At 62.0% G+C, this 21780-nt stretch carries 16 protein-coding genes; 8 read left to right on the top strand and 8 right to left on the bottom strand.

What is annotated here, in order from left to right; genetic code table 11:
- Positions 1-10 precede the first annotated feature (10 nt).
- Positions 11-466 (bottom strand): carboxymuconolactone decarboxylase family protein, encoded by a 456-nt coding sequence (locus ACJ8KE_RS05925; protein ID WP_049299252.1) that lies wholly within the window; start codon positions 464-466, stop codon positions 11-13.
- 160 nt (positions 467-626) lie between these two features.
- Here ACJ8KE_RS05925 and pdxR point away from each other — a divergent pair, with 160 nt between their 5' ends.
- Entirely contained in the window at positions 627-2036 is a 1410-nt protein-coding gene (pdxR, locus tag ACJ8KE_RS05920) for a MocR-like pyridoxine biosynthesis transcription factor PdxR (protein ID WP_306376795.1), read from the top strand.
- Between the two features lie 93 nt (positions 2037-2129).
- On the opposite strand, the gene ACJ8KE_RS05915 is transcribed toward pdxR, so the two are convergent.
- Positions 2130-2588, bottom strand: a complete 459-nt coding sequence (locus tag ACJ8KE_RS05915) for a YbaK/EbsC family protein (protein ID WP_016927702.1) — start codon at positions 2586-2588, stop codon at positions 2130-2132.
- 167 nt (positions 2589-2755) lie between these two features.
- Between ACJ8KE_RS05915 and ACJ8KE_RS05910 the strand changes: the two genes are divergently transcribed.
- A complete protein-coding gene (locus ACJ8KE_RS05910) occupies positions 2756-3181 on the top strand; it encodes a DUF2231 domain-containing protein (protein ID WP_028127428.1) in 426 nt (141 codons plus the stop codon).
- Between the two features lie 10 nt (positions 3182-3191).
- Entirely contained in the window at positions 3192-4493 is a 1302-nt protein-coding gene (locus ACJ8KE_RS05905) for a PQQ-dependent sugar dehydrogenase (protein WP_306376796.1), read from the top strand.
- A 40-nt stretch (positions 4494-4533) separates the two neighbouring features.
- Here the strand turns inward: ACJ8KE_RS05905 and ACJ8KE_RS05900 are convergent, their stop codons facing one another.
- The gene (locus tag ACJ8KE_RS05900) at positions 4534-5142 is read right to left on the bottom strand and encodes a class I SAM-dependent DNA methyltransferase (protein WP_079452129.1); all 609 of its coding nucleotides are present in this window, start codon (positions 5140-5142) and stop codon (positions 4534-4536) included.
- Positions 5143-5371: 229 nt separating this feature from the next.
- On the opposite strand from ACJ8KE_RS05900, the gene ACJ8KE_RS05895 reads away from it, so the two are divergent.
- The 3 genes from ACJ8KE_RS05895 to ACJ8KE_RS05885 all read left to right on the top strand — a co-directional run bounded on the left by ACJ8KE_RS05895 (position 5372) and on the right by ACJ8KE_RS05885 (position 8368).
- The gene (locus ACJ8KE_RS05895; RefSeq protein ID WP_261105214.1) at positions 5372-5773 is read left to right on the top strand and encodes a DUF2946 domain-containing protein; all 402 of its coding nucleotides are present in this window, start codon (positions 5372-5374) and stop codon (positions 5771-5773) included.
- 225 nt (positions 5774-5998) lie between these two features.
- On the top strand, positions 5999-8065 hold the full coding sequence (locus ACJ8KE_RS05890; protein WP_442517278.1) for a TonB-dependent copper receptor: 2067 nt from the start codon (positions 5999-6001) through the stop codon (positions 8063-8065).
- 141 nt (positions 8066-8206) lie between these two features.
- A complete protein-coding gene (locus tag ACJ8KE_RS05885; protein WP_016927696.1) occupies positions 8207-8368 on the top strand; it encodes a hypothetical protein in 162 nt (53 codons plus the stop codon).
- 27 nt (positions 8369-8395) lie between these two features.
- Here the strand turns inward: ACJ8KE_RS05885 and ACJ8KE_RS05880 are convergent, their stop codons facing one another.
- Entirely contained in the window at positions 8396-9289 is an 894-nt protein-coding gene (locus ACJ8KE_RS05880) for a LysR family transcriptional regulator (RefSeq protein WP_016927695.1), read from the bottom strand.
- 84 nt (positions 9290-9373) lie between these two features.
- On the opposite strand from ACJ8KE_RS05880, the gene ACJ8KE_RS05875 reads away from it, so the two are divergent.
- On the top strand, positions 9374-10150 hold the full coding sequence (locus ACJ8KE_RS05875) for an NAD(P)H-dependent oxidoreductase (RefSeq protein ID WP_016927694.1): 777 nt from the start codon (positions 9374-9376) through the stop codon (positions 10148-10150).
- Between the two features lie 15 nt (positions 10151-10165).
- On the opposite strand, the gene ACJ8KE_RS05870 is transcribed toward ACJ8KE_RS05875, so the two are convergent.
- Together ACJ8KE_RS05870 and ACJ8KE_RS05865 are read right to left on the bottom strand one after the other, a co-directional pair.
- On the bottom strand, positions 10166-10816 hold the full coding sequence (locus ACJ8KE_RS05870; protein WP_028127429.1) for a LysE family translocator: 651 nt from the start codon (positions 10814-10816) through the stop codon (positions 10166-10168).
- Between the two features lie 91 nt (positions 10817-10907).
- Positions 10908-11462, bottom strand: a complete 555-nt coding sequence (locus ACJ8KE_RS05865) for an NAD(P)H-dependent oxidoreductase (RefSeq protein WP_089184630.1) — start codon at positions 11460-11462, stop codon at positions 10908-10910.
- Positions 11463-11563: 101 nt separating this feature from the next.
- Here ACJ8KE_RS05865 and ACJ8KE_RS05860 point away from each other — a divergent pair, with 101 nt between their 5' ends.
- A complete protein-coding gene (locus tag ACJ8KE_RS05860) occupies positions 11564-11923 on the top strand; it encodes a winged helix-turn-helix transcriptional regulator (RefSeq protein WP_016927691.1) in 360 nt (119 codons plus the stop codon).
- 4 nt (positions 11924-11927) lie between these two features.
- Here ACJ8KE_RS05860 and entS read toward each other — a convergent pair whose 3' ends face one another.
- Together entS and ACJ8KE_RS05850 are read right to left on the bottom strand one after the other, a co-directional pair.
- Complete coding sequence (gene entS / locus ACJ8KE_RS05855) at positions 11928-13211, bottom strand: enterobactin transporter EntS (RefSeq protein WP_016927690.1); 1284 nt, start codon at positions 13209-13211, stop codon at positions 11928-11930.
- 58 nt (positions 13212-13269) lie between these two features.
- Positions 13270-21780 (bottom strand): amino acid adenylation domain-containing protein, encoded by an 8511-nt coding sequence (locus ACJ8KE_RS05850; RefSeq protein ID WP_442517156.1) that lies wholly within the window; start codon positions 21778-21780, stop codon positions 13270-13272.

Here is a 21780-nt window from a genome sequence, read left to right as displayed (position 1 = left end):
ACACACAATATCAGGGTTTTTGCGCTTCCTGCGGTACATTGCGGAAACTGATAGCCAGACGGTTATAGGCGTTGATTAAGCCTATCGCCATCGTCAAATCAGCCAGTTCCTTATCTTCGAAAACGGCAGATGCCGCCGCAAAGGCTTCATCCGGAACATGCGTTTCAGAAACCCGGGTGACGGTCTCGGCCCAGGACAGCGCCGCCTTTTCACGCGCGGTAAAGACCTCTCCGGCTTCCTCCCAGACTTGCACCAAAGCAAGTTTGACGGGGCTGAGACCTTTCTTCAGGAGATCGCGTGTGTGCATATCCAGGCAATAAGCGCAGCCGTTAATTTGGCTGACGCGCAAATTAACCAGTTCCACGAGCGTATTCTCCAGGCCACATTGCGCGACGTAGGTATAAACACCACCGAGCGCTTTAACCCCTGCCGGAGAAGTTTTAGTATAATCAATGCGTTGACTCATTTTTTATTTCCTTTATCGTTGAAACTGAGTCAAGCATAACAGCTGGATTTACACTTAAAAGAACCAAAAAACGAAGATTTTGCTGTACCACGCATCCGGGATGGTTAAAACATGCTGACCAGAGATGCCTCTGCTATTCTGCTGATTAATGGAGCGATATATGAACAGACCCACTCTGGCGCTGACGATTGACCGTAACGCACGGATATCCATCGCTGAGCAGATCCGCCAGGGGATCACCGAAGCCATTGAGAGCGGTGTTCTTGCGCCAGGCACAAGGCTCCCTTCATGGATTGACCTTGCCATACAATTGGGTATCTCTCGCGGCACGGTTAAGACCGCCTATGAACGGTTATCCGATGAGCAACTTGTCGTGATGTCCCGCTCTCGTGGCACCTGTGTCGTGGATAATCTACCGCCGGGCAGGGCGGCGAAAAAGGCGCCTGAATCCGTACCCACTTCAGAATTGTTTCAGGATTTTCTCTTCCCTACAGGCGATTTTCAGATGGGGATCCCTGCCGGCGATGTCTTTCCCGTTCCCCTCTTCTCACGCCTTTTTGCGGCGTCAGCCCGTCACGTCGTGCAGTCCAGACAATGCTATGGCGACCCCAGAGGGGAAAGCGAATTGCGCCGCGAAATCGCCGGTCAGCTCACCCTTTCCAGAGGAATCAAATGCCATCCTTCTCAAGTTTTCGTGACTGCCGGATTCACCGGAGGACTTGGCCTCATACTGCACGCGCTGTCTTTACGCGGGCACAAAGCCTGGGTAGAAAATCCTGGCTTTCCGCCGGCAAGAAAAGCCTTGAGCCTTGCGGGCCTGGCCACGGTACCTGTGCGGGTCGATTCCGAAGGGATGGATATAGAATATGGCATCCATCACGCGCCTGACGCGGCAATCGCGCTGGTCACCCCCGGGCAGCAAGCACCCCTGGGGATGGCATTATCATTGGAACGGCGCCACCGTTTAATTGAGTGGGCCCACCAAAATGGCCGCTGGATCATCGAGGATGACTATCTGGGGGAGTTGCAGCTTAATCGCCGCGCGGCGCCAGCGCTGGCGTCACAGGATATTTATGGTCGGGTTATCCATATTGGATCATTCAGTAAAACCATTAGCCCGGCTCTACGCCTGGGGTTTGTCGTGGCGCCGCCATCGCTTGTCGAGACGGTTGCTGATGTCGCCGCCTCGCTTTCCCCCGCTCCGACTCCCGCGATCCAGATGGCGGTGCATGCCTTTTTGAGTGAGGGGCATTTTCTTCGGCATCTGCGGAAAATGAAAAGAGTTTACCATGCCAGAAGTACTGAACTTTCCCGCATAATGAAGGCGTTAGGCTACACCGTTCAGGTCCATGGTTTATCCGTTTTAATCAACCTGCCAGACGGCTCTCAGGATCGCACCATTGCGCATTACGCCTATAACTTTGGCCTGGCGCCATCCCCGCTTTCAGCCTGGTATCAGTCAGGGGTAGCGGAAAAGTCCGGTCTGTTGCTTGGCGTATCAGGCAAGGAAGGCGAATCACTCCTCCATGCCTGCGAGCGGCTGGATCGATTGATCCGTAAACTCGCTTAACGGCCCCTTGCGATTATCGTATTGACGAAGTGAGTGACATTTCAAACGGGCTAAATCGGGTGACTTTTTAATCTTGCAATAACACACTTGCAGTTACCCTGTCACGTCAATCCACTCCGCTCCGGTGATGCTGGCCAGCCGTTGCGGCGCAATTCTCACGCCTGAGTTATCACTGCCGCCTGCCGGAAGCACTTCACTGTAGCTGCACAGACTGCGATCGCAGTAAACTCTCACCGTTGCCGGTGCGGCAAAGGGGCAAACGCCGCCGGGCGGATAGCCGGTCAGCGCCTCCACCTCCTCCGCCGGCAGCATGCGTGCCTTTACGCCAAAGAATTGCTTGTACTTCTTGTTATCGATTCTGGCGGTTCCCGCCATCACCAACAACACCACGCCGTCGTTCACGCGAAACGAAAGCGTCTTGGCGATCTGCCCGCCCTCCACGCCAAAGGCTTCCGCCGCCAGCGCTACCGTCGCGGTGTTCTTTGCCAGCACCGTCACCGCCGTTTCCGGCGCGTGCTCGGCCAGAAATCGCTGAACGCGCTCTACACTCATGCCCTTCCTCCAGATGTTGCTAAGCCATTGATAATGCCGTGGTGACGGTTTCGGTTTTAACATCGCATGCTAAAAATGAGAATCAAAATTGTTCAAATCGGTGAATCTGAACAAAGCTTTAAGGGGCCAACGCCTTTTTATCTATCATTTTTCATGGAGATACCAGTATGACCACGCAAACGACAGCAAGGCCTTCAGCGGCCGCGGTGGCCGTCTATGAATGGCTCAATCCGATACCCTATGGATTTTTTACCGCGGCGCTCATTTTCGACATCATCTATGCCTGCACGGCGAATATTCAATGGGTCAATGGTGCCAGTTGGCTGATCGCCATCGGCCTGATTTTTGCCATCATTCCCCGACTGATTAACCTGGTGCAGGTGTGGTTCGGCAGCGGCCGGCTACAGGGCTTATCGGTCAAGCTCCATTTCTGGCTGAATCTGTTGGCCATCGTTCTCGCCATTATCAACGCTTTCGTGCATAGCCGGGATGCGTATGCCGTGGTGCCGCAAGGCCTGGTGCTGTCTGCGATCGTGGTCGCACTGCTGAGCTTCGCCAACATTCTGCTGGCCGTGAGCGCCCGCGCAAAATAAGGAGGTTTTCATGAAGCTATCATCCATCGCGATTGCGCTTTCGACCGTACTGGCGCTGGCCGGCTGCGATAACAGTGCCGTCATTTCGCCGGAACAACAAATGGGGCCGGATCCGGCATTGCCGGCGGCGCAAGATTTCCTGATGCCGCCGATGCAGGTGCCAAAGGGCGTGGGCTGGCAGCAAAACCAGATGCCGAAAGTCGCCGAAGGCTTGAAAATCGACAAGGTGGCAGACGGTTTGCTGCACCCGCGTCAGTTGCTTACCCTGCCCAACGGCGATGTGTTGGTGGTGGAGGCCAACGGGCCGGGCACCGAAGCGGTCAGCACACCCAAGCAGCTGATCGCCGGGCTGGTTAAGGGGCAGTCAGGTAAAGGGGGAAAAGGCGGTAACCGCATCACCCTGTTGCGCCCTACCGCCGACGGCAGCTGGGAAAAGCATGTCTTCCTCGAGGGGCTCGATTCTCCATTCGGCGTTCAGCTGATTGGCAACACCCTGTATGTGGCCAACACCGGCAATATCATGCAGTACGCCTATCAGCCGGGCGAAACGCGCATCAGCGATCCGGGTAAAGAGCTGGCCGATCTGCCGGACACCATCAACCATCATTGGACCAAGGCCCTGCTGGCCAGCCCGGACGGTAAAAAGCTGTATGTCGGCGTTGGGTCCAACAGCAACATCACCGAAAACGGCCTGGCCGTAGAGTACCGGCGCGCCGCCGTGTTGGAAGTGGACACCGCCTCCGGCGCCAGCCGCATCTTCGCCAGCGGCCTGCGCAATCCGACCGGGCTGCAGTGGGAACCGCACAGCGGCAAGCTGTGGGCCATCGTCAACGAGCGTGACGAGATCGGCGCCGATCTGGTGCCGGACTACCTGACCTCGGTACAGGACGGCGGCTTCTACGGCTGGCCTTACAGCTATTTCGGCCAGCACGTCGATCGTCGGGTGCAGCCGGCGCGGCCGGATCTGGTGGCGAAAGCCATCAAGCCGGACTACGCCCTCAGCTCGCACGTCGCGCCGCTGGGGCTGCTGTTCTACACCGCGAGCGCTCTGCCGGCCGACTATCGCGGCGGCGCCTTTGTCAGTGAGCACGGCAGTTGGGATCGCTCGCCGCTGAACGGCTACCGGGTCAGCTACGTGGCGTTCGAACAAGGCAAGCCGGTCGGTAAACTCAAAGCGGTAGTCACCGGCTTTGTCTCCGACGACGAGAAGGAACTCTATGGCGCACCGGTTGGATTAGCGGTCGACAAGGCCGGCGCCCTGCTGATTGCGGATGACGTGGGCAACACCGTTTGGCGCGTCAGCGCTAAATAACGTTAACGTGCAGGTTCCGATGAACCTGCACGTGACATTGTCACTTGATGCTTTGCGCCAACCAGACCGTTCTTCCCCCGCAGGCGGGATCTTCCACCACATGATCGACCACGCGGAAGCCGTTTTCCTGCAGCAGGCGCGTATACTCCTCCGGCGCCAGGCTGGCGTGAAACAGCGGCTGGCCTTCGAAATTGCCGATCGCCACGCCGTCTTCAGGGCCGCTGGTGAACATCAGTGCGGCATGCGGCTTGGCGTGTCGTCTGAACAGTAGAAACATGCGGCGCTGATCGTCGCGCGCCAGATGGAAGAAGCTGTCCCAGGCCAGCAGGCCATCGAATCTTGTCGCCAGATTCAGCCGGCGCATGTCCATCTGCCGCCACTCCTGCTGTGGAAAACGCTGCCGGCAGCGCGCGATCATCGCCTGCGCGCCGTCGATGCCGGTGACTCGATACCCTTGTTCGATAAAATAGGCGGCGATCGGCGCGCCATTGCCGCAGCCGAGATCCAGCAGCCGCGCGTTGGCCGGGGTAAGCTGCAAAAAGCGGTCGAGCCACGGCCGCTCGAACAGCGTGGTGGGTCTGAGGCGTTCCCAGGCGGCGGCATGTTCGTCATAAAGCGGAATAATCGTGCTCGCCAGTTCTTCCGTCATTAATATTGTCCCCGTCACGTTAGTGGCGCAATAAAAATAGCCTTTGGTCAGAATTAAAGCGCTTATCCGATAATATATTCATCAACAGGCCGTTGACCAGAAATAAAAGGTTTTAACATTTCGACATAAACCAGTACAATTCCCTCCCCTGTGTTAACCCTTTTTTAGGTTGATTGTGTCGTTAATTCAGCCCTCTGCATCGCGAAATCGGGCCGCCGCCTGGTTAGGGATGTTTGCCATTCTGATGTTGTTCATTGCGCCGGTGATCTCGCGATCTCTGGAGCATGTACGCGCCGGAAGTGCTGGAACGGCCGTCATGGCGGATTGCGGCATGGATATGCCGATGCATCACGGGATGCACTCGCCGCCGTCTGAACCTGAAAAAGCCTCGCAGCCGCTGATGCAGCACGGCGGCGGCCACCACAACATGGCGATGATGATGGACGACAGCGCCTGCGGCTACTGCGTGCTGTTGCTGCACGCGCCGCTGCTGGACGTGAGCCACGCCCCGCTGTTCTGGTCTCAGTCGCTGGCTTCGCGCCCGCCGCCGAACCGCTATCTCGTTCCCCTGTTTGCCCACGTCGTTCACACCGAATTACAGCCGCGCGCCCCCCCCCTCTCTTTCCTCTGATTTAACAATAAGCCCATTGCCGTTCTCTGTATTGCCGTTGATCGCTTCAACCCGGCGGAATTAATTCGCCCAACGATTAAGCACCGAGACGACATTATTAATCCGGTTATTTCCACGCTGATGGAATTAACCCCCGTATTTACCGATGGTGATTTTCGCCAGGCCGCCCCACGCCTGAATAATCCCTCGGCCAAGAACGGAAAAAAGTTAGCTTAAGGAAAGATGATGTTTAAACCCGTTTATAAAAAGAACGCCGCCGCCCGCGCCATCACCGCCGCCATGCCGCTGTTCCTGCTGGCTGGCCACGCGGCGCAGGCGCATCAGCACCCTGCCAACACACAGGTTAATGATGGCGACGTGATCACCGTCACCGCACCGCTCTACTCTCCGCTGACCATCGTGACGTCACCGAAAACTCCGCGTCAGCCGGTGCCGGCCAGCGATGGCTCGGACTACCTGAAAACCATTCCCGGTTTTTCTCAGATCCGCAACGGCGGCACCAACGGCGATCCGGTGTTCCGCGGCATGTTCGGTTCGCGGTTGAAGATCCTCACCGACGGTTCGGAAATGCTGGGCGCCTGCCCATCGAGAATGGATGCGCCCACCTCTTACATCTCGCCGGAAAGTTTCGATCTGCTGACCATCACCAAAGGGCCGCAGACGGTGCTGTGGGGACCGGGATCGTCGGCGGGCACCGTGCGTTTCGAACGTGAACGCCCACGCTTCGACAAACCGGGCGTCAAGGGCAACGCCAGCGTGCTGACCGGCTCCAACGGCCGCTGGGACGAGAATATCGACGCCAGCCTCGGCGCCGAGCAAGGTTACTTGCGGGTGATGGCCAACAAATCTCGTTCCAACGATTATCAGGACGGCACCAATACGCGCGTGCCATCGCGCTGGGACAAGTGGAACGGCGATCTGGCGCTCGGTTGGACGCCGGACAACGATACGCTGCTGGAAGTGACCATGGGCCGCGGCAACGGCGAAGCGCGCTATGCCGGCCGCAGCATGGACGGTTCGCAGTTCAAGCGCGAAAGCCTAGGCATGCGGGTGGAAAAATCCAACATCGGCGAGGTGCTGGATAAGCTGGAAGCACAGGTCTACTACAATTACGCCAACCACGTGATGGACAACGTCACCCTGCGCTCACCGGGCAGCGGCGGCATGGGTGGGCACGGTGGCCATGGCGGTATGGGCATGGGCGGCCATGGCGGACATATGATGTCCTCCGGCATGACGATGCAGCTCGATCGCCGCACCGTTGGCGGCCGCGTAATGGGCACCTGGCTATGGCAGGACGTGAAGCTGGAAAGCGGCCTGGACACCCAAACCAACACCCATCGCAGCATGAGCCGCGGCAGCTGGGAAAAAGACGCCCAGTTCAACAGCTACGGCGCCTTCAGCGAACTGACCTGGTCCACCAGCGAACAGGATAAACTGATCGGCGGCGCGCGTCTCGATCGCACCCTGGTGGAAAACTTCCGCAACGGCGGCGACGCGGAGCGTTCCGACACCCTGCCGAGCGGTTTTATGCGCCTGGAGCACACGCTGGCCGAGCTGCCGCTGATGCTGTACGCCGGCGTCGGTTATACTGAGCGTTTCCCGGATTACTGGGAGCTGTTCTCGCCGAAGCTCGGCCCGAATGGCAGCAAGGATCCGTTCTCCAGCGTCAAGAGCGAGAAAACTACGCAGCTCGACATCGGCGCACAATACAACGGCAAGCGCTTCAACGGCTGGATCTCCGCTTATGTGGGCCGCGTCGATGATTTCATCCTGTTCAAATACGATCCGCACAATGCGCGTCTCAGCCAGGCCGATAACGTCAACGCCAACATCATGGGCGGCGAAATGGGCATGGGTTATCAGTTGAGCGAGCGCTGGAAAACCGACGCCAGCCTGGCCTACTCCTGGGGCAAAAACACCAGCGACGGCCGCCCGCTGCCGCAGATCCCGCCGCTGGAGGCGCGTCTGGGGCTGACCTACGAGTACGGCGACTGGAGCGGCACCGGGCTGTGGCGTTTGGTCAGCAGCCAAAACCGCGTGGCGATCAACGAAGGCAACGTGGTGGGCAAAGACTTTGCCGAAAGCGCCGGCTTCGGCGTGCTCTCCGCGAACGCCGCCTACAAGGTGAATAAAAACGTCAAGCTGAGCGCCGGTCTGGATAACATCCTGAACAAGACCTACAGCGAGCACCTCAACCTGGCGGGCAACAGCGCCTTCGGCTATTCGGCCAACAGCGCGGTGAATGAACCGGGCCGCACCCTGTGGGCCAAGGTTAACGTCACCTTCTAAACCGTTCACCGGGCGATGGGCAACCGTCGCCCGGTTACGCGATATGCGATCCGGTTCTTAGGATATGAGTTTTAAGTTTTTCCCATTCGGTTAGGCGGCGATTACTATCGTCCTCAGGTTAATCATGGCCCCGGAGGGAATATGCAAAAGATCACTCGTTTTCTGGCCCTGCTCGGCGAGCTGATGATCGAAAAAGCCGAAGACGCCGCGCCGCAAGCTGCTCAGCCTGACGATCGCGACGACGCGTTGCCACCGCGCCTCGAACGTGGCGTTCCGCTGGCCGACCGCTTCCTGTTCATGTAATTTCCCGCGCTGTTTACATTAGCCCGATCACACTGAACGCACGATATGTTCGCGCAGCCACCGGTGAGCGGGATCCCGATGCGATCGTTCGTGCCACAGCATCGTCATTTCAAAACCCGGCACCGCCAACGGCGGTTTGAGTTGCTGCAATAACGGTTGGTTGCGCACCAGCCGCTCCGGCAACATCGCCACCAAATCGGACTGCGTCAGTACCGAGATCACGAAGAGAAAATGCGGCACGGAAAGCACCACGCGCCGCGTCAGCCCCACGTCCGCCAGCGCCTGGTCGGTGATGCCGTAGAAACCGCCGCCGTCCGGCGAAACCATCACCTGCTCCAATAGGCAGAATTGCGCCAGCGTCAGGTTTTCATGCAGCTTAGGGTGACCGACTCTGCCCACCAGCACATAGCGTTCACGGAATAGCGTACGCTGACGCAGACCGGGCGGCGCCCCTTCGCGGGTGTGAAACGCCAGATCGATCTCTCCCTGTTCCGCCAGTTTGGCGATGCGTGACGGCGCGGTTTCCAGCACCGCCAGCCGGGTGCCGGGCGCCGCCGTGCGCAAACCGTTCAGCGCCGGCAGGACGATGGTGGATTCGCCGTAGTCGAAGGCGGCCACACGCCAGATATCGGTCGCCACAGCGGGATCGAACGGCGTCGCCGGCGTCACCGCCAACTCAAGCGCCGCCAGCGCCTGACGCAGCGGTTCCCGCAGTTGCTCCGCTCTGGCGGTCGGACGCATGCCGCGCGGGCCGGGCAACAGCAGCGGATCGTCAAAGATCGCCCGCAGTTTGGCGAGATGCACGCTGACTGCCGGCTGAGAGAAATTGAGCCGCTGCGCCGCGCGCGTGACGTTGTGCTCAGCCAGCAGCGCGTCGAGCGTCACCAGCAGATTGAGATCCAGCCGCCTTAAATTATTCATGCTTATACCTGGGATAACGGTAATTCATTTCTAATATACCTCGTGACGCCCTACTCTGCAGCTCTCACACCAAGGAGCGTTGTTATGAATGTGCTGATTGTTTACGCCCACCCGGAGCCACAGTCGCTGACCGGCTCACTGAAAAACTTCGCCGTTGAGCGCCTGACGCAGGCCGGCCATCAGGTCCAGGTGTCAGACCTGTACGCCATGAAGTGGAAAGCGGCGATCGACGCCGACGACAGCCTGGAAGGCGCATCAGGGCCCCGTTTCGATCCTTCGCTGGATTCCCGGCGCGCGTTTGCCAACGGCGTGCAGAGCGCCGACATCGAACGGGAGCAACAAAAGCTGCGTTGGGCGGACGCGGTGCTGTTGCAGTTCCCACTGTGGTGGTTCTCGATGCCGGCGATGCTGAAAGGCTGGTTCGATCGCGTCTATGCCTATGGTTTTGCCTACGGCGTCGGTGAGCATTCCGATACCCATTGGGGCGACCGTTACGGCGAGGGTATGTTGGCAGGCAAACGGGCGATGCTGATCGTCAGCGCCGGCGGCTGGGAATCCCATTACGCCCCACGCGGCATTAACGGGCCGATCGACGATATTCTGTTCCCGATCCAGCACGGCATGCTGCATTACCCGGGGTTCGAGGTGTTGCCGCCGTTCGTCACCTACCGCGCCGGTAAGACCGACGAGACGCGCTTTGCCGCCCTGTGCGAACAGCTCGGACAGCGGCTCGATAATCTGTGGCACACCGAGCCGATTCCGTTTCGGCGGCAGAACGCCGGTGACTACCTGATCCCGCAGTTGACGCTGAAAGCCCATCTGGCGCCGGGGCAAGACGGTTTTAGCATTCACCTGAAATAGCGCGAGCCGCTCCCCTTATCGCGGCGCTGACACAGCGCCGCCCCCCAGGAGGAGTTTGGCGCCCAATCCCATCATGACCACGCCCGTAAATCGCTGCTGCCAGACCAACAAACGGGGATTGCGGGCGAGCCATTGCCCCACGGTGCCGGAGGCCATAGCGACAGAGCCCAGCGAAAGGATCCCGGCCAGCTTCTGAATGGAACCTAAAACAAGCAATTGCAACCAAACCGGCCCGGTTTCAGGGTTAACAAACTGCGGGAGAAAAGCAAACATGAACAGCAGCGACTTAGGGTTGGTCAGGCTGTTAATCGCCCCTTCTTTCACCGCCTGCCACCCGGTCATCATCCGGGGTTTCAGCACGGCATCGGAACGCTGCCGGCTTACCTTCAGCATTTTTATCCCCAGCCAGACCAGATAGGCGGCCCCAACCCAACGCAATACGTCCAACGCCAGCGGATAACTATGCAACAGCGTGGCGAGGCCGAGCACCAGCATGGAAACCTGCACCATACCGGCGACAAAAACCATGCCGAAAACATTGAGCAGCGCGATGCGACGACCTTGGCCGATACCCCGGGCCAGCGTGAGCATCATATCCGGTCCGGGAGAGAGTTCCAGAAGGGTGAGTGCAACAAGAAAAGCAATAAACGTTTCGGCTGAAGGCATGGGGTTATCACCGGCGAGTCAAAGAATACGGCAATCATATTCCTCCCCGGACATTCGCAACAGCACTATCAGACGCATCCGGGGCGTGTCGTTAATTCAGGGCGGCGAGAAATGCCTGATAGCCTTGCGCGCTGCGATCCAATTCGTGGGATTGCAGCGGCTCCACCGTCCCGTCCGAAGCGGCTTCCTTGCCGTAAAAGGCAAAGAACGAAGCATAGTCGGCCCGCACGTAATCGGCGGTCACCTCAAACGGCCGGAAGATCTCCTCCAGCGAGTAGCGATAACGCCCTTCACGCGCGTAATCTTCTGCGCGCACGCCCGCCGTGACCGCCAGCGCCAGTTTCTTGTTCTGCATCTTATAGCCGCTGCGGGAACCGTAGGCCCAGCCGTAGGTGAGCACGTCGTCCAGCCATTTTTTCAGCAGCGGCGGACTGCTGAACCAGTAAATCGGGAACTGCAGCACGATGTTGTCATGCGCTTCAATCAACTGCTGTTCTTTGGCGACGTCGATCTGCCAGTCCGGGTAGGCCTGATGCAGTTCGTGCACGGTATACAGCGCCGGATAACGGCGCAGTTCCTCCAGCCAACGTTTGTTGACCACCGAGTTCGCCATATCGGGATGTGTTACTACCACCAAGGTTTTCATACTGATCTCTCCAGTCAGGTGTTTCGACGCATCTTAGGGTATGCTGACAGAATGTAAAATACGCACACTCACGACACATACTTACCCTGGAGAAAGTGTAAATGACCGCCGAATCCCACTGCAGCCCAACGGGCATCAGCCTTGAAGACACCGGCTATGGCTACACCCTGTCGGTGATCAACGGTAAATACAAAATGATTATTCTCTACTGGCTGGCGTTGTATAAGCCGGTATTGCGGTTCAACGAACTGCAGCGCTGCATCGGCACCATTTCGTATAAAACGCTCAGTTCGACGCTGAAAGAGCTGGAAAAAGATCGCCTGGTGGTGAGAAAGGAGTATCCGCAGATCCCGCCCAAGGTGGAGTACAGCCTGTCCGAGCGTGGACGTTCGCTGATCCCGGTGATCGACATGATGTGTAACTGGGGGGAGCAGCACCGGCCGGAACCGCCGGTGCCGTGAGGGGTTAGTTGTCCGCCGCCGCTGAGGTTGCCGGCGCGGGTTCATCGTGCTCAACCAGCGCGTCCGCCGGCCGGCACTGGCGCAACGTGCGTACGCTGAAAGCCACCAGCACGCCCAACAAGGCGGCGAATGCGCCAAACGACAGCACGCTCATCAACGGGGTAAATACCCGGCCCAGTACGCCGAGCCCCAGCGCGCCGATCGAATCGCCGGTTACGTCCTGCGCGGTGCCGAGGCTGTTCACCCGCCCCAGCAGATGGTCCGGCGTGTTGCTCTGGATCAGCATGAACTGCAGAAGTGAGGCGATGGCGTTGGCGTAGCCGTAGCACACCAGCGCCAGCAGCGCCGGCGCCAGGTGGCTGAACAGCCCCAGTGACGCGATGGCGGTAAACGCGACGATGGCGGCGATCAGGATCAGCACGCCAGGGCGAGAGAAACGCCCCACCCAGCCGCTGGTCAGCGCGCCCAGCATCGCGCCAAGCGGCACCGCGGAATACATCAGGCCGATAGAGGACGCCCCGACGTGGTAAGCGTCCTGCGCCAGCGCCGGGAACAGCACCCTGACGGCGCCGACGATGCTCATCAGCATCCCCAGCAGCACCACCGAGCCGACCACTTTATTGCGCCAGACAAACTGGAAGCCGCTGGCGAGCGCGCGCAGCGGATGTTCCGGCTCCTGCTGCTGCGGCAACAGCGTCGGCAAGCGCACCAGCGGCACAAGGGTGCCCAGCGTCCCTGCCGCCGCGACGGCAAACGCCAGCCCCACGCCGCCGAACACGATGATAATCCCGCCCAGCGCCGGCGCCAGGATCGCGCCGATGCGCACCGTCACCATGCTCAAGGCCCCCGCCGCCGCCAGGTTTTCGCGCCCGACCAGCAGCGGGATCACCGCCATCAGCGCCGTCATGCCCAGCGCGCCGAAGAAGCCGTCCCAGGCCGCCAACAGGTAGAGCGCCCACAGCGACGGGGCCGGGGCGAAGGCGTTCAGACTCAGGGCGACAAAGCCCAGCCCGCAGGTGCCGCGCGCAAACAGGATCAGCTTGCGGCGATCGTAGCGATCGGCGAGTACCCCGCCCAGCATCAGGCCGATAAACATGCCCACGCCGTCCAGCGCCACCGCGACCCCCACCTGCAACGTGGAGCCGGTCATCGCCTGGATCTGAATCGGCACCCCCACCGCCAGCATGCCGAGGGAAAACACCGACAGCATGCGGGCGCAGAAAATCGCGCGGAAATGCGCATTGCTTCTCAGCAAACTGAAATCAAGAAAAAAAGAAGGTCTGGCCATAGTGTCCTGCATATCATGTTTTAGTGCGGGCCGGGACGCACGCCCCGGCCCGGTTGCGTTATACCAACCCGTATTGCCGCGTCAGGAGCGAATGCAACAGCGGCCCGAGCGTCTCCAGCGAGGCCGGCGACAGAATGTCCGCGTGCTCGCAGCTTTGGTGATGACAGATCAGCCCATCCAGATACGGCGCCCACACGGCGTTGATATCCATCTCCGGCGGCAGCGTCCGGTCGGCGACGAACAGCGTCGCCGTGCCGTGGAAACGCCGGCTGCGCGCCTGAGACAGAAGGCGCACCGCGTCGCGGTAGTTGGCGACGATGCTGTCGAACATCGCCGCCTTCTCCGCCATCAGCGCCGGATCGCCATGATCTTCCGCCATAAACTCGGCCTGTTCCTGCGCCACCTCCTTCTGCGCCTCCTCCTCGCTGGGGCCGGTCCAGTCCTGGCCTTCCGGCGGATAGGTATCCAGCATGCCGAGGAACGCCACCTCTTCGCCCTGCTGCTGCAAACGCGCGGCCATCGAGTGTGCCAGCGTGCCGCCGAGCGAATAGCCCAGCAGGTAATAAGGCCCCTGCGGCTGCAGGCGGCGCAGAGTGGCGAGATGACGATCGACCATCTGCTCAATGTCCTCGCAGGTGGCGATGGCGCCATCCGGCCTTGGCGACTGCAGGCCGATGATCGGGTAACTCCCCGGCAGATAACGGCTCAGCCCCGAGTACTGCCAGGCGAAACCGGAAGCCGGATGCAGACAGAACAGCGCCGGGCCTTGGCCGGCCCGCAGCTGCAGGCACTCGCCGACGCCGCGGCTTTCGGCCGAGTTGGCGGCCTGCGCGTCATCGAGCAGGTGCGCCATCTTCTCCAGGCTGCGGGCGAACATGATTTGCCCGACGCTCAACGGCCGCGGGACGCGCCGCCGCAGCTCCGCCGCCAAACGCATCGCCAGCAGCGAGTGGCCGCCCAACGCGAAGAAGTCGTCGTCGGCATACACCGTCTCGCGCCCCAGCAGTTCCCCGAACAGCGCCGCCAGCAGGCGTTCGCTGTCGCTGTGCGGCCCGCGGCCGCTCTGCGGGTTCAACTGCGGCCGCGGCAACGCCTTGCGATCCAGCTTGCCGCTGGCGCTGAGCGGGAAGCTGTCGGTCATGACATAGCTGACCGGCATCATATGCGCCGGCAAACGCGCCTCCAGCGCCTGATGCAGCGCGCCGGTATCCAGCGTCACGCCCGGTTGGGCGATCAGCCAGGCGACCAACTGGCGCATATCGGCGCCGCCCAGCCCCGTCGCGCCCTCGCTTAATTCGATGGCGTGCACCGCCGCTTGCGCTACCCCCGGCTGCGCCAGCAGCGCCTGTTCGATTTCGCCCAGCTCGATGCGCTGGCCGCGGATCTTCAGCTGATCGTCGCTGCGGCCCAAATACTCGACGCTGCCGTCCTCCAGCCAGCGAGCGATATCGCCGGTGCGATACATGCGCGCGCCGTTGCCGGCGGGATCGGCGACAAACCGCTGCGCCGTCAACTCCGGCCGATGCAGATAGCCGTCGGCCAGCTGAATGCCGCGCAGGTAGAGATCGCCGGCGCAGCCGACGGGCACCGGCCGCAGCATGGCGTCGAGAATGCTCAGTTGGGTGTTCCAGACCGGTTTGCCGATCGGCACGCCGGCACCGTTCACCGCCGCCAATGCCTCGCCGGACGCCGGCTGATAGGTAACATCGACCGCCGCCTCCGTCGGGCCATACAGGTTGTGCAGCGGCGCGGCGACCAACGCCTGATAGCGGGAAGCCAGTTCACACGACAGCGCTTCGCCGCTGCAGAACACGCGTTTCAGGCTGGCGGCGGCGCGCCGTGGCGCCCGCTCGTTCAAGGCCTCCACCCAGATAGCCAACATGGACGGAACGAAATGCAGCGTGGTCACGCCATAGTCGTCGATCAAGGTCGTCAGCGCCTGCGGATCGCGGTGCGCCTCCGGCGGCGCCATCACCAGGCGCGCGCCGACCATCAGCGGCCAGAAGAACTCCCAGACGGAAACGTCGAAGCTGCACGGCGTTTTCTGCAGGACCACGTCCTGCGCATCGAGCGCATACTCGTGCTGCATCCAGAACAGGCGGTTGACGATCGCCCGGTGGTTCACCACCACGCCTTTCGGCCGCCCGGTAGAGCCTGAGGTATACAGCACGTAGGCGGGATGATCGCCGCTCCCCGCCGGTGGGCGCGGCGCCGGTTCGCGCCCGCTGTCGTCCAGCGCATCGAACCGCAGCGTCGGCGCCAGTGCGGCGAAGCGGGCATCCAACGCGCTTTCGGTGATAATCAGCTGCGGTTTGGCGTCCTCCACCATGTAGGCCAGCCGCTCGTCCGGGTAACCGGTATCCAGCGGCAGCCAGGCGGCGCCGGTTTGCACAATCGCCGTCAGCGCCAGGCTGAGGCGCACGGAACGCGGCAACGCCACCGCGACGATATCGCCCGGCTGAATACCGGCCGCCGTCAGCCGTTCGGCCAACAGCGCGGCCTGGCGCTGCATGTCACGGTAGCTGAGGCTGTGCCAGGCGTCCTGCAGCGCGATGCGTTCCGGCGTGCGCCGCGCTTGATCGGCGATCGCCTGATGCAAGGTGGTGTCCGCCACCGCCTGCCCGGTGCGGTTGACCGCAGCGATCAGCGCCTGCTCCTGCGGCGTTTGCAATTGCCAGCGCGGCAGCGGCAGATCCGGCTGGGCAATCCACTGTTGCAGCAGCGCCATCAGCCGCGCGGCGAAGCGTTCAGGCTGCGGCACCGAATCGCGGTACTCCATCAGCAGACGCAGGCGCTCGCCCGGCAGCACCAGCAGCGTCAGCGGATAGTGGGTATAGCCTTTGTTACGGATAGCGTCGCAGCGCAGCGACCCTTCACCGCCCAGCAGAGCGTCGTTGTCCGGATAGTTTTCCACCACCAACAGCGTATCGAACAGCGTGCCCGCCCCGGCCAGATGCTGGATCTCCCCCAACCCCAAATCGTCGTGCTCCAGCAGTTCAATCTGCCGGTGCTGCAGTTCGGTCAGCTGTTCCGTCAACGAACGGTCATGCTGCAGACGAACCCGCACCGGCAGCGTGTTGCTGAACAGGCCAACGTGTTCCTCGACCCCTTCTATCTGGCCAAAGCGGCCGGAAACCGGCGAGCCGAACACCACGTCCTGATGGCCGCAACAGCTGGCCAGCTGCAGCGCCCAAATGCCCTGCATCACGGTATTGAGCGTCAACCCGCGTTCGCGGCACAGGGTCAGCAAGCGCCTTTCCTCGGCCGGCGGCAGCGTCATTTCCAACTCCTGCACGCGATCGTCCTGCGCTTCACCGAACAGCAACGTCGGGCGCACATCCTGCAGCGTCTCACGCCAGAGGCGGCGCGAAGCTTCAGCATCCCGCGCGGTCAGGCGGCGCACGATATCGGCGTAGTTCGAACGCAGCGGCGGCAATGCCTGCTCGCCTTCACGCAATGCCAGCATCAGATCGTTGAGCACCACCGGCGTCGACCAGCCGTCGACGATCAGGTGGTGCGCGTTAAGGAACAGCGTGTAGCGTTCGCTATCGCCGTGTTTGATCCGCAGCGCATGCAGCATCGCGCCCGGCTGATTAAACAGATCGCGCTGCAGCTCTTTCTGTTCCAGCTCATTCAGCGCCTGCATTTCTTGCTCTTCGGACAGCGGCGGCAGCCTGTGGCTGTCCAGCGGCCAATGGCTTTCCTGCGGTATCAGCTGCAGCGGTTCGCCCTCGAGGTTGAATCGGGCGGCCAGCTGCGGATGGCGGCGGATCACCGCATTCAGCGCCTGCTGGAGTTGATGTTCGTCCAGTTCGCCGCAGAGGCTCAGGCGCGTCAGCGAGTTATAGCTGCCGCCCTGCTGCGCCGTCTGCGCATGGAACAGCAGGCCGTGCTGCAACGGCAACAGCGGCAGCGCCGCGGCCAACGGCCCGCACTCCCGCTCCCAGGCGCGCACCGCCTCATCGTCGGCGCCCGGCTGGGCGATCTCGGCCGCCACCAACGTCGCCGCCGCGCGATCGGGATGCCGTTCGGCAAATTCGCACAGCGAACGCACCGCTTGTTCGATGCCGCTGTGCAACTGCGCAATGTCGCTCTCGCTGAAAATCCCCTCCAGCCAGCTCCAGTTGATCGCCAGGCAGGCGCCGTCGCGCCGCTCCTCGACAAAGATATTCACTTCCAGGCCATACGACAGCGCCTGCTGCGCATCCTGCGCCACGGCGAAAGCGTCGCGGAAGCGGGTTTGGCTGCGTTGCGGCGTCCAGTGTCCCTCATCCTGGCTGAAACGTCCGAGGTAGTTGAACAAGATCTCCGGCGCATTGCGCTGCGCCAGCGCCGCCAGTTCGTCGCACTGTGGATGCAGATAACGCAGCTGGCCATAACCGACGCCGCGATCGGTCACCGCTCGCGTCGCCCGTTTCACCGCGCGCACGGCCTCATTGTGCTCAGCGTCATGCAGTTCGATGCGCAGCGGATACTCCGCCGTCAGCCAGCCGACGGTGCGGGCAAGATCGAGGCCGTCGTCCAGTTCGGCGCGGCCGTGCGACTCCAGAGAGAAACGCAGCGAAGCGGCCTGGAAACGCTGGCGGCAAGCCTGAGCCAGCGCGCACAGCATGATCTCTTCAACCTGGGCGCGGTATCCCTGCGGCAATGCGCCGAGCAGCGCGGCGGTCAGCCGGCTGTCGAGCAGCGTGCGTTTTTCCGATACGTCGCCCGTGCGATCGTTCAGCGGATCCAACGCTCGCCGCCCCAAACGCGGTGCGCCGTCCGCCAGCATCCGCCGCCAGAACGGCAGCTCGGTTTCCCGGCGTTCAGCGTCGGCTCGTAGGCGTGCAGACCACTCATAGAGCGAGGTTTCTTCCGGCGGCAATGTGATCGGCTGCCCCTGCATGGCGCTGTCGGCCACCTGCCGCAGTTCGTCGAGCAGGATGCGCCATGAAACGCCGTCGACCACCAGGTGATGGATCGCCAGCACCAGCCCCAGGCTCTGCCCGTCGCGCTGCAAGAGGATGGCCTGCATCATAGCGCCGGCCGCTGGATCGAGATGGTCAAGCGCGGCATCAAACGCCTGTTCCGCCGCGGATTCCAGCTCACCGGACACGGTATTAACCTGCATCAGCTCACCGGCGGCGGCGGTTTCAACCACCAACTGACCGTCGCGGATCCGCGCGCCCAGCGCAGGGTGCGCCGCACGCAACTGCTCCAATGCATAATGCAGCTGTTCCGGCTGCAGTTCGGCAGGCACGCGCAGGAAAACGCCGTGCGCGAAGCGGCGATGCATATCGCCCGTCTCGGCAAACCAGTGCAGGATCGGCAGCCCGTCGATCGGGCCTTGCTGTACGCTGCGTGCGACCTGAGAGCCAACTACCAGCGGCTGCATCGCCTGCGCCATGCGCGCGGGGGTGTGCAGCGCGAAGATCTCGCGCGGCCGCAGCAGATACCCTTTGCGCCGCAGGGCGGTACCCAGCCCCATCGCCGAGATGCTGTCGCCGCCGAGCGCGAAGAAATCGTCGTCGGCGCCGACGCGATCCATCCCCAGCAGCTGCGCCATGGCGCCGCAAATCAGCCTTTCCTGCTCGGTGGCCGGTTCACGAATGCTTTGCGCCAGCGTCTCCTGCGGTTTGGGCAACGCCTGGCGGTCAATCTTGCCATTCACGTTGAGCGGCAGCTCCGGCATCACCACCAGGATCGCCGGCACCATATAATCCGGCAAACGCTGCGCCAATTGCCCCAGCAGCTCGCTTTGCAGCGTTGGCGAGGCGCGACGTGCGTCATCCTGCACCGAGCAATAGCCGATCAAACGATAGGTGGCGCCGATCGGCTCGGCGATCACCACCGCCCGCCCCACGTCCGGCAAGGCGGCCAAGGCGCTTTCCACCTCACCCAGCTCGACGCGGAAGCCGCGCACCTTGATTTGGTGATCGGTTCGGCCAATGAATACCAGTTGGCCCTCCGCGCTCCAGCGCATCAGATCGCCGCTGCGGTACATCACCTCACCTTCGGCGAACGGGTTGGCGACAAAGCGCGCCGCCGTCAGATCCGGGCGCCGCAGGTAACCGCGCGCGATGCCTTTGCCGGAAATGTACAGCTCGCCCGCCGCGCCGATCGGCACCGGCTGCAGGCGGCCGTCGAGCAGCCAGACGGCGGTATTGGCGAGGGGGCGACCGATCACCGGCTGATCGGCGGCCGTGACCGGCGCGCCCAGGGTATCGACGGTATATTCGGACGGGCCGTAATAGTTGTGGGTCTCCACCTCCGGATGCTGCTGCATCAGGTTCCACAGCGTCGGCGTCGCCGCCTCACCGCCGATCATCACGAACGACGGCAGCGGGAACTGCCCCTTCAGCAGGCCGCAGTCCACCAGTTGCGAGAAGAACGACGGCGTGATGTCCAGCAGATCGATCGGCGTCTGCTGGGTTTGTTCCAGCAGCGCCCAGGGGTCGCGGCGCAGCTCCTCGTCGAAGATAACCAGTTCGCTGCCCATCATCATGCAGAACAGCGGTTCCCAAGAGGAGTCGAAAGAAAACGAGGCGGTATGGCCGGCGCGTAGGCGGCGTGCGTGGCGAGCCTGGAATTTTTCGATCGCCGGGCCGAACAGAGAGGCCTGGTGCGACAGGAACAGGTTCAGTAGCCCGCGATGCGTGGACATCACACCCTTGGGTTTACCGGTCGAGCCGGAGGTGTAAATCATATAGGCCAGATGCGCCTCGTTCAGCGGCACACGCCGTTCATCGTCCGTTATCGGCGCGGCCTCGGCGGCCGCGCAGCGCGCCAGGCACGCTGCGTCGTCCAGGCACAATACCTGCGGCAGATCCGGCATATTGACCTGCGTCGCGCGGTGGGTCAGCAGCATCGCCGGCCGCGCGTCGTCGCACATCAGCGTCAGGCGTTCACGCGGGTAATCCAGATCGAGCGGCATATAGGCCGCGCCGCTGGCCAACACGCCGAACAGCGCGACCAGCGTGTCCACCGAGCGCGGAATGCCGATGGCCACCACGTCTTCGGCGCCGATGCCGCTTTCGATCAGCACTCGCCCCAGTTGCATCACCCGTTCACTGAGTTGACGGTAGCTGAGGCGCTCGTCGCCGCAGGCCACCGCCAACGCCTCGGGCTGCCGCTCAACCTGGCGCTGGAACGCATCCATGATTGACACCATGCCCGCCGGCGGCGTCAGATCGGCGCCGCGCCCCCAGGCCGCGAGTTGCCTTAACTCCCCTTCGCTGATCAACGCCAGTTGACCGTTCGGCTGGTGCGGCTGCCGCGCCAACTGCTGCAGCCAATGGCCGATGCGCTCCGCGTGGTGATGCAAGGTGCGCGGCGAGTATTTGGCCGGGTTGGCGACCAACGACAGCGTCAGCACGCCGTTGCGAAAGCCGATCTCAAACTCCAGGTCATCGACCGGCCCCATCGCCAGCGTATGGGTAACGGCCGCCTGGCCGTCGAAGGACAAGGCGCTGTGGTAGACCTTGACGTTGATCACCGGGCCGTACAGTTCCTGATGGCCGCCGACCAGGCCGAGATCGCGTTTGATCTGCTCCGCTTCATAGCGTTGATGGCGGCGCGCCTGTTTGATTTGCGCCACGGTCGCCTGGCAGACGTCCGCCAGCGACATCTCCGGCGTCACGTTCAGCAGCAGCGGCAGCACGTTAACCACCGGGCCGACCGCCGCCAGCGCCTGGGAGCCCATACGGCGCATGAAAGGAAAGCCGAGTGAAAAACGGGTTTCGCCGCTCATGCGCGCCAGATACATCGCCAACGCCGCCGTGACGATATCGGCCGGTTGCAGCGACTGCAGCGCCGTATCGTGCAGCGCTTCGTCAAACAGCGATTCCGGCAACACCAGCGCCTGTTTGAGCGGCCGGGTACCCGGTTCAACCTCCCGACTCTCCGTCGATAATGACAGCGGCGACGGCAAATCGCGCAGATGCTGTTGCCAGAATTCGGCCGCCCGCCGGCGCGCCGGCGACGTTTGCCATTGCTGAAACTCTTCCACCACCTTGCCGAACGGGGTAAACGGCGAGGCCGCCGGAGACAGCCCGTGGCGCAGCGCGCGATAGATATCGGCGATCCGGCGGGTGATGGCTTCGAAACTGAAGCCGTCCAGGGTCAGATGATGAAAGCGCTGGTACCAGAACCAGCGATCGGCGCTGACGCGGATCACCGCATGGCGATAGAGCGGCCGCTCGCCGTCCGCAGGCAGATCCTGCGCCAAATCGTCGTTCATCAGCGCCAGCGCCGCTTGCTCGGCGTCCGGCCGCGCGCTGAAATCGAACCACTCCGGCGCCAGCACGCGCGCAGGATCGGCTATCAGCGGTAAACGCTGCACCGGCTGGCCGTCCTGCGCCTCAAAGAACCGCGCCTGAACCGTATCCGCTTCGGCCAGCCCCTGACGGATCGCGCGCTCCAGCGCCGAACGATCGATAGCGCCGTGCAGTTCGGTGTAGTGCGCCACGGCGAAGCTGTTGCGGCGCAGCGCGATTTGGTCGGCGATCCAGATCCCCGGTTGCGCCGCAACCAGCGGATAATCCCGATACTCGACCTGAGTATCCGGTAAAGAAAGCGTTTCTGACAT

Source organism: Serratia sp. CY56464 (assembly GCF_052168435.1).
GTDB classification, from domain to species: domain Bacteria; phylum Pseudomonadota; class Gammaproteobacteria; order Enterobacterales; family Enterobacteriaceae; genus Serratia; species Serratia marcescens.
The sequence above is the reverse complement of the archived record's forward strand: the minus strand, read 5'-3'. Positions and strand labels throughout refer to the sequence as shown.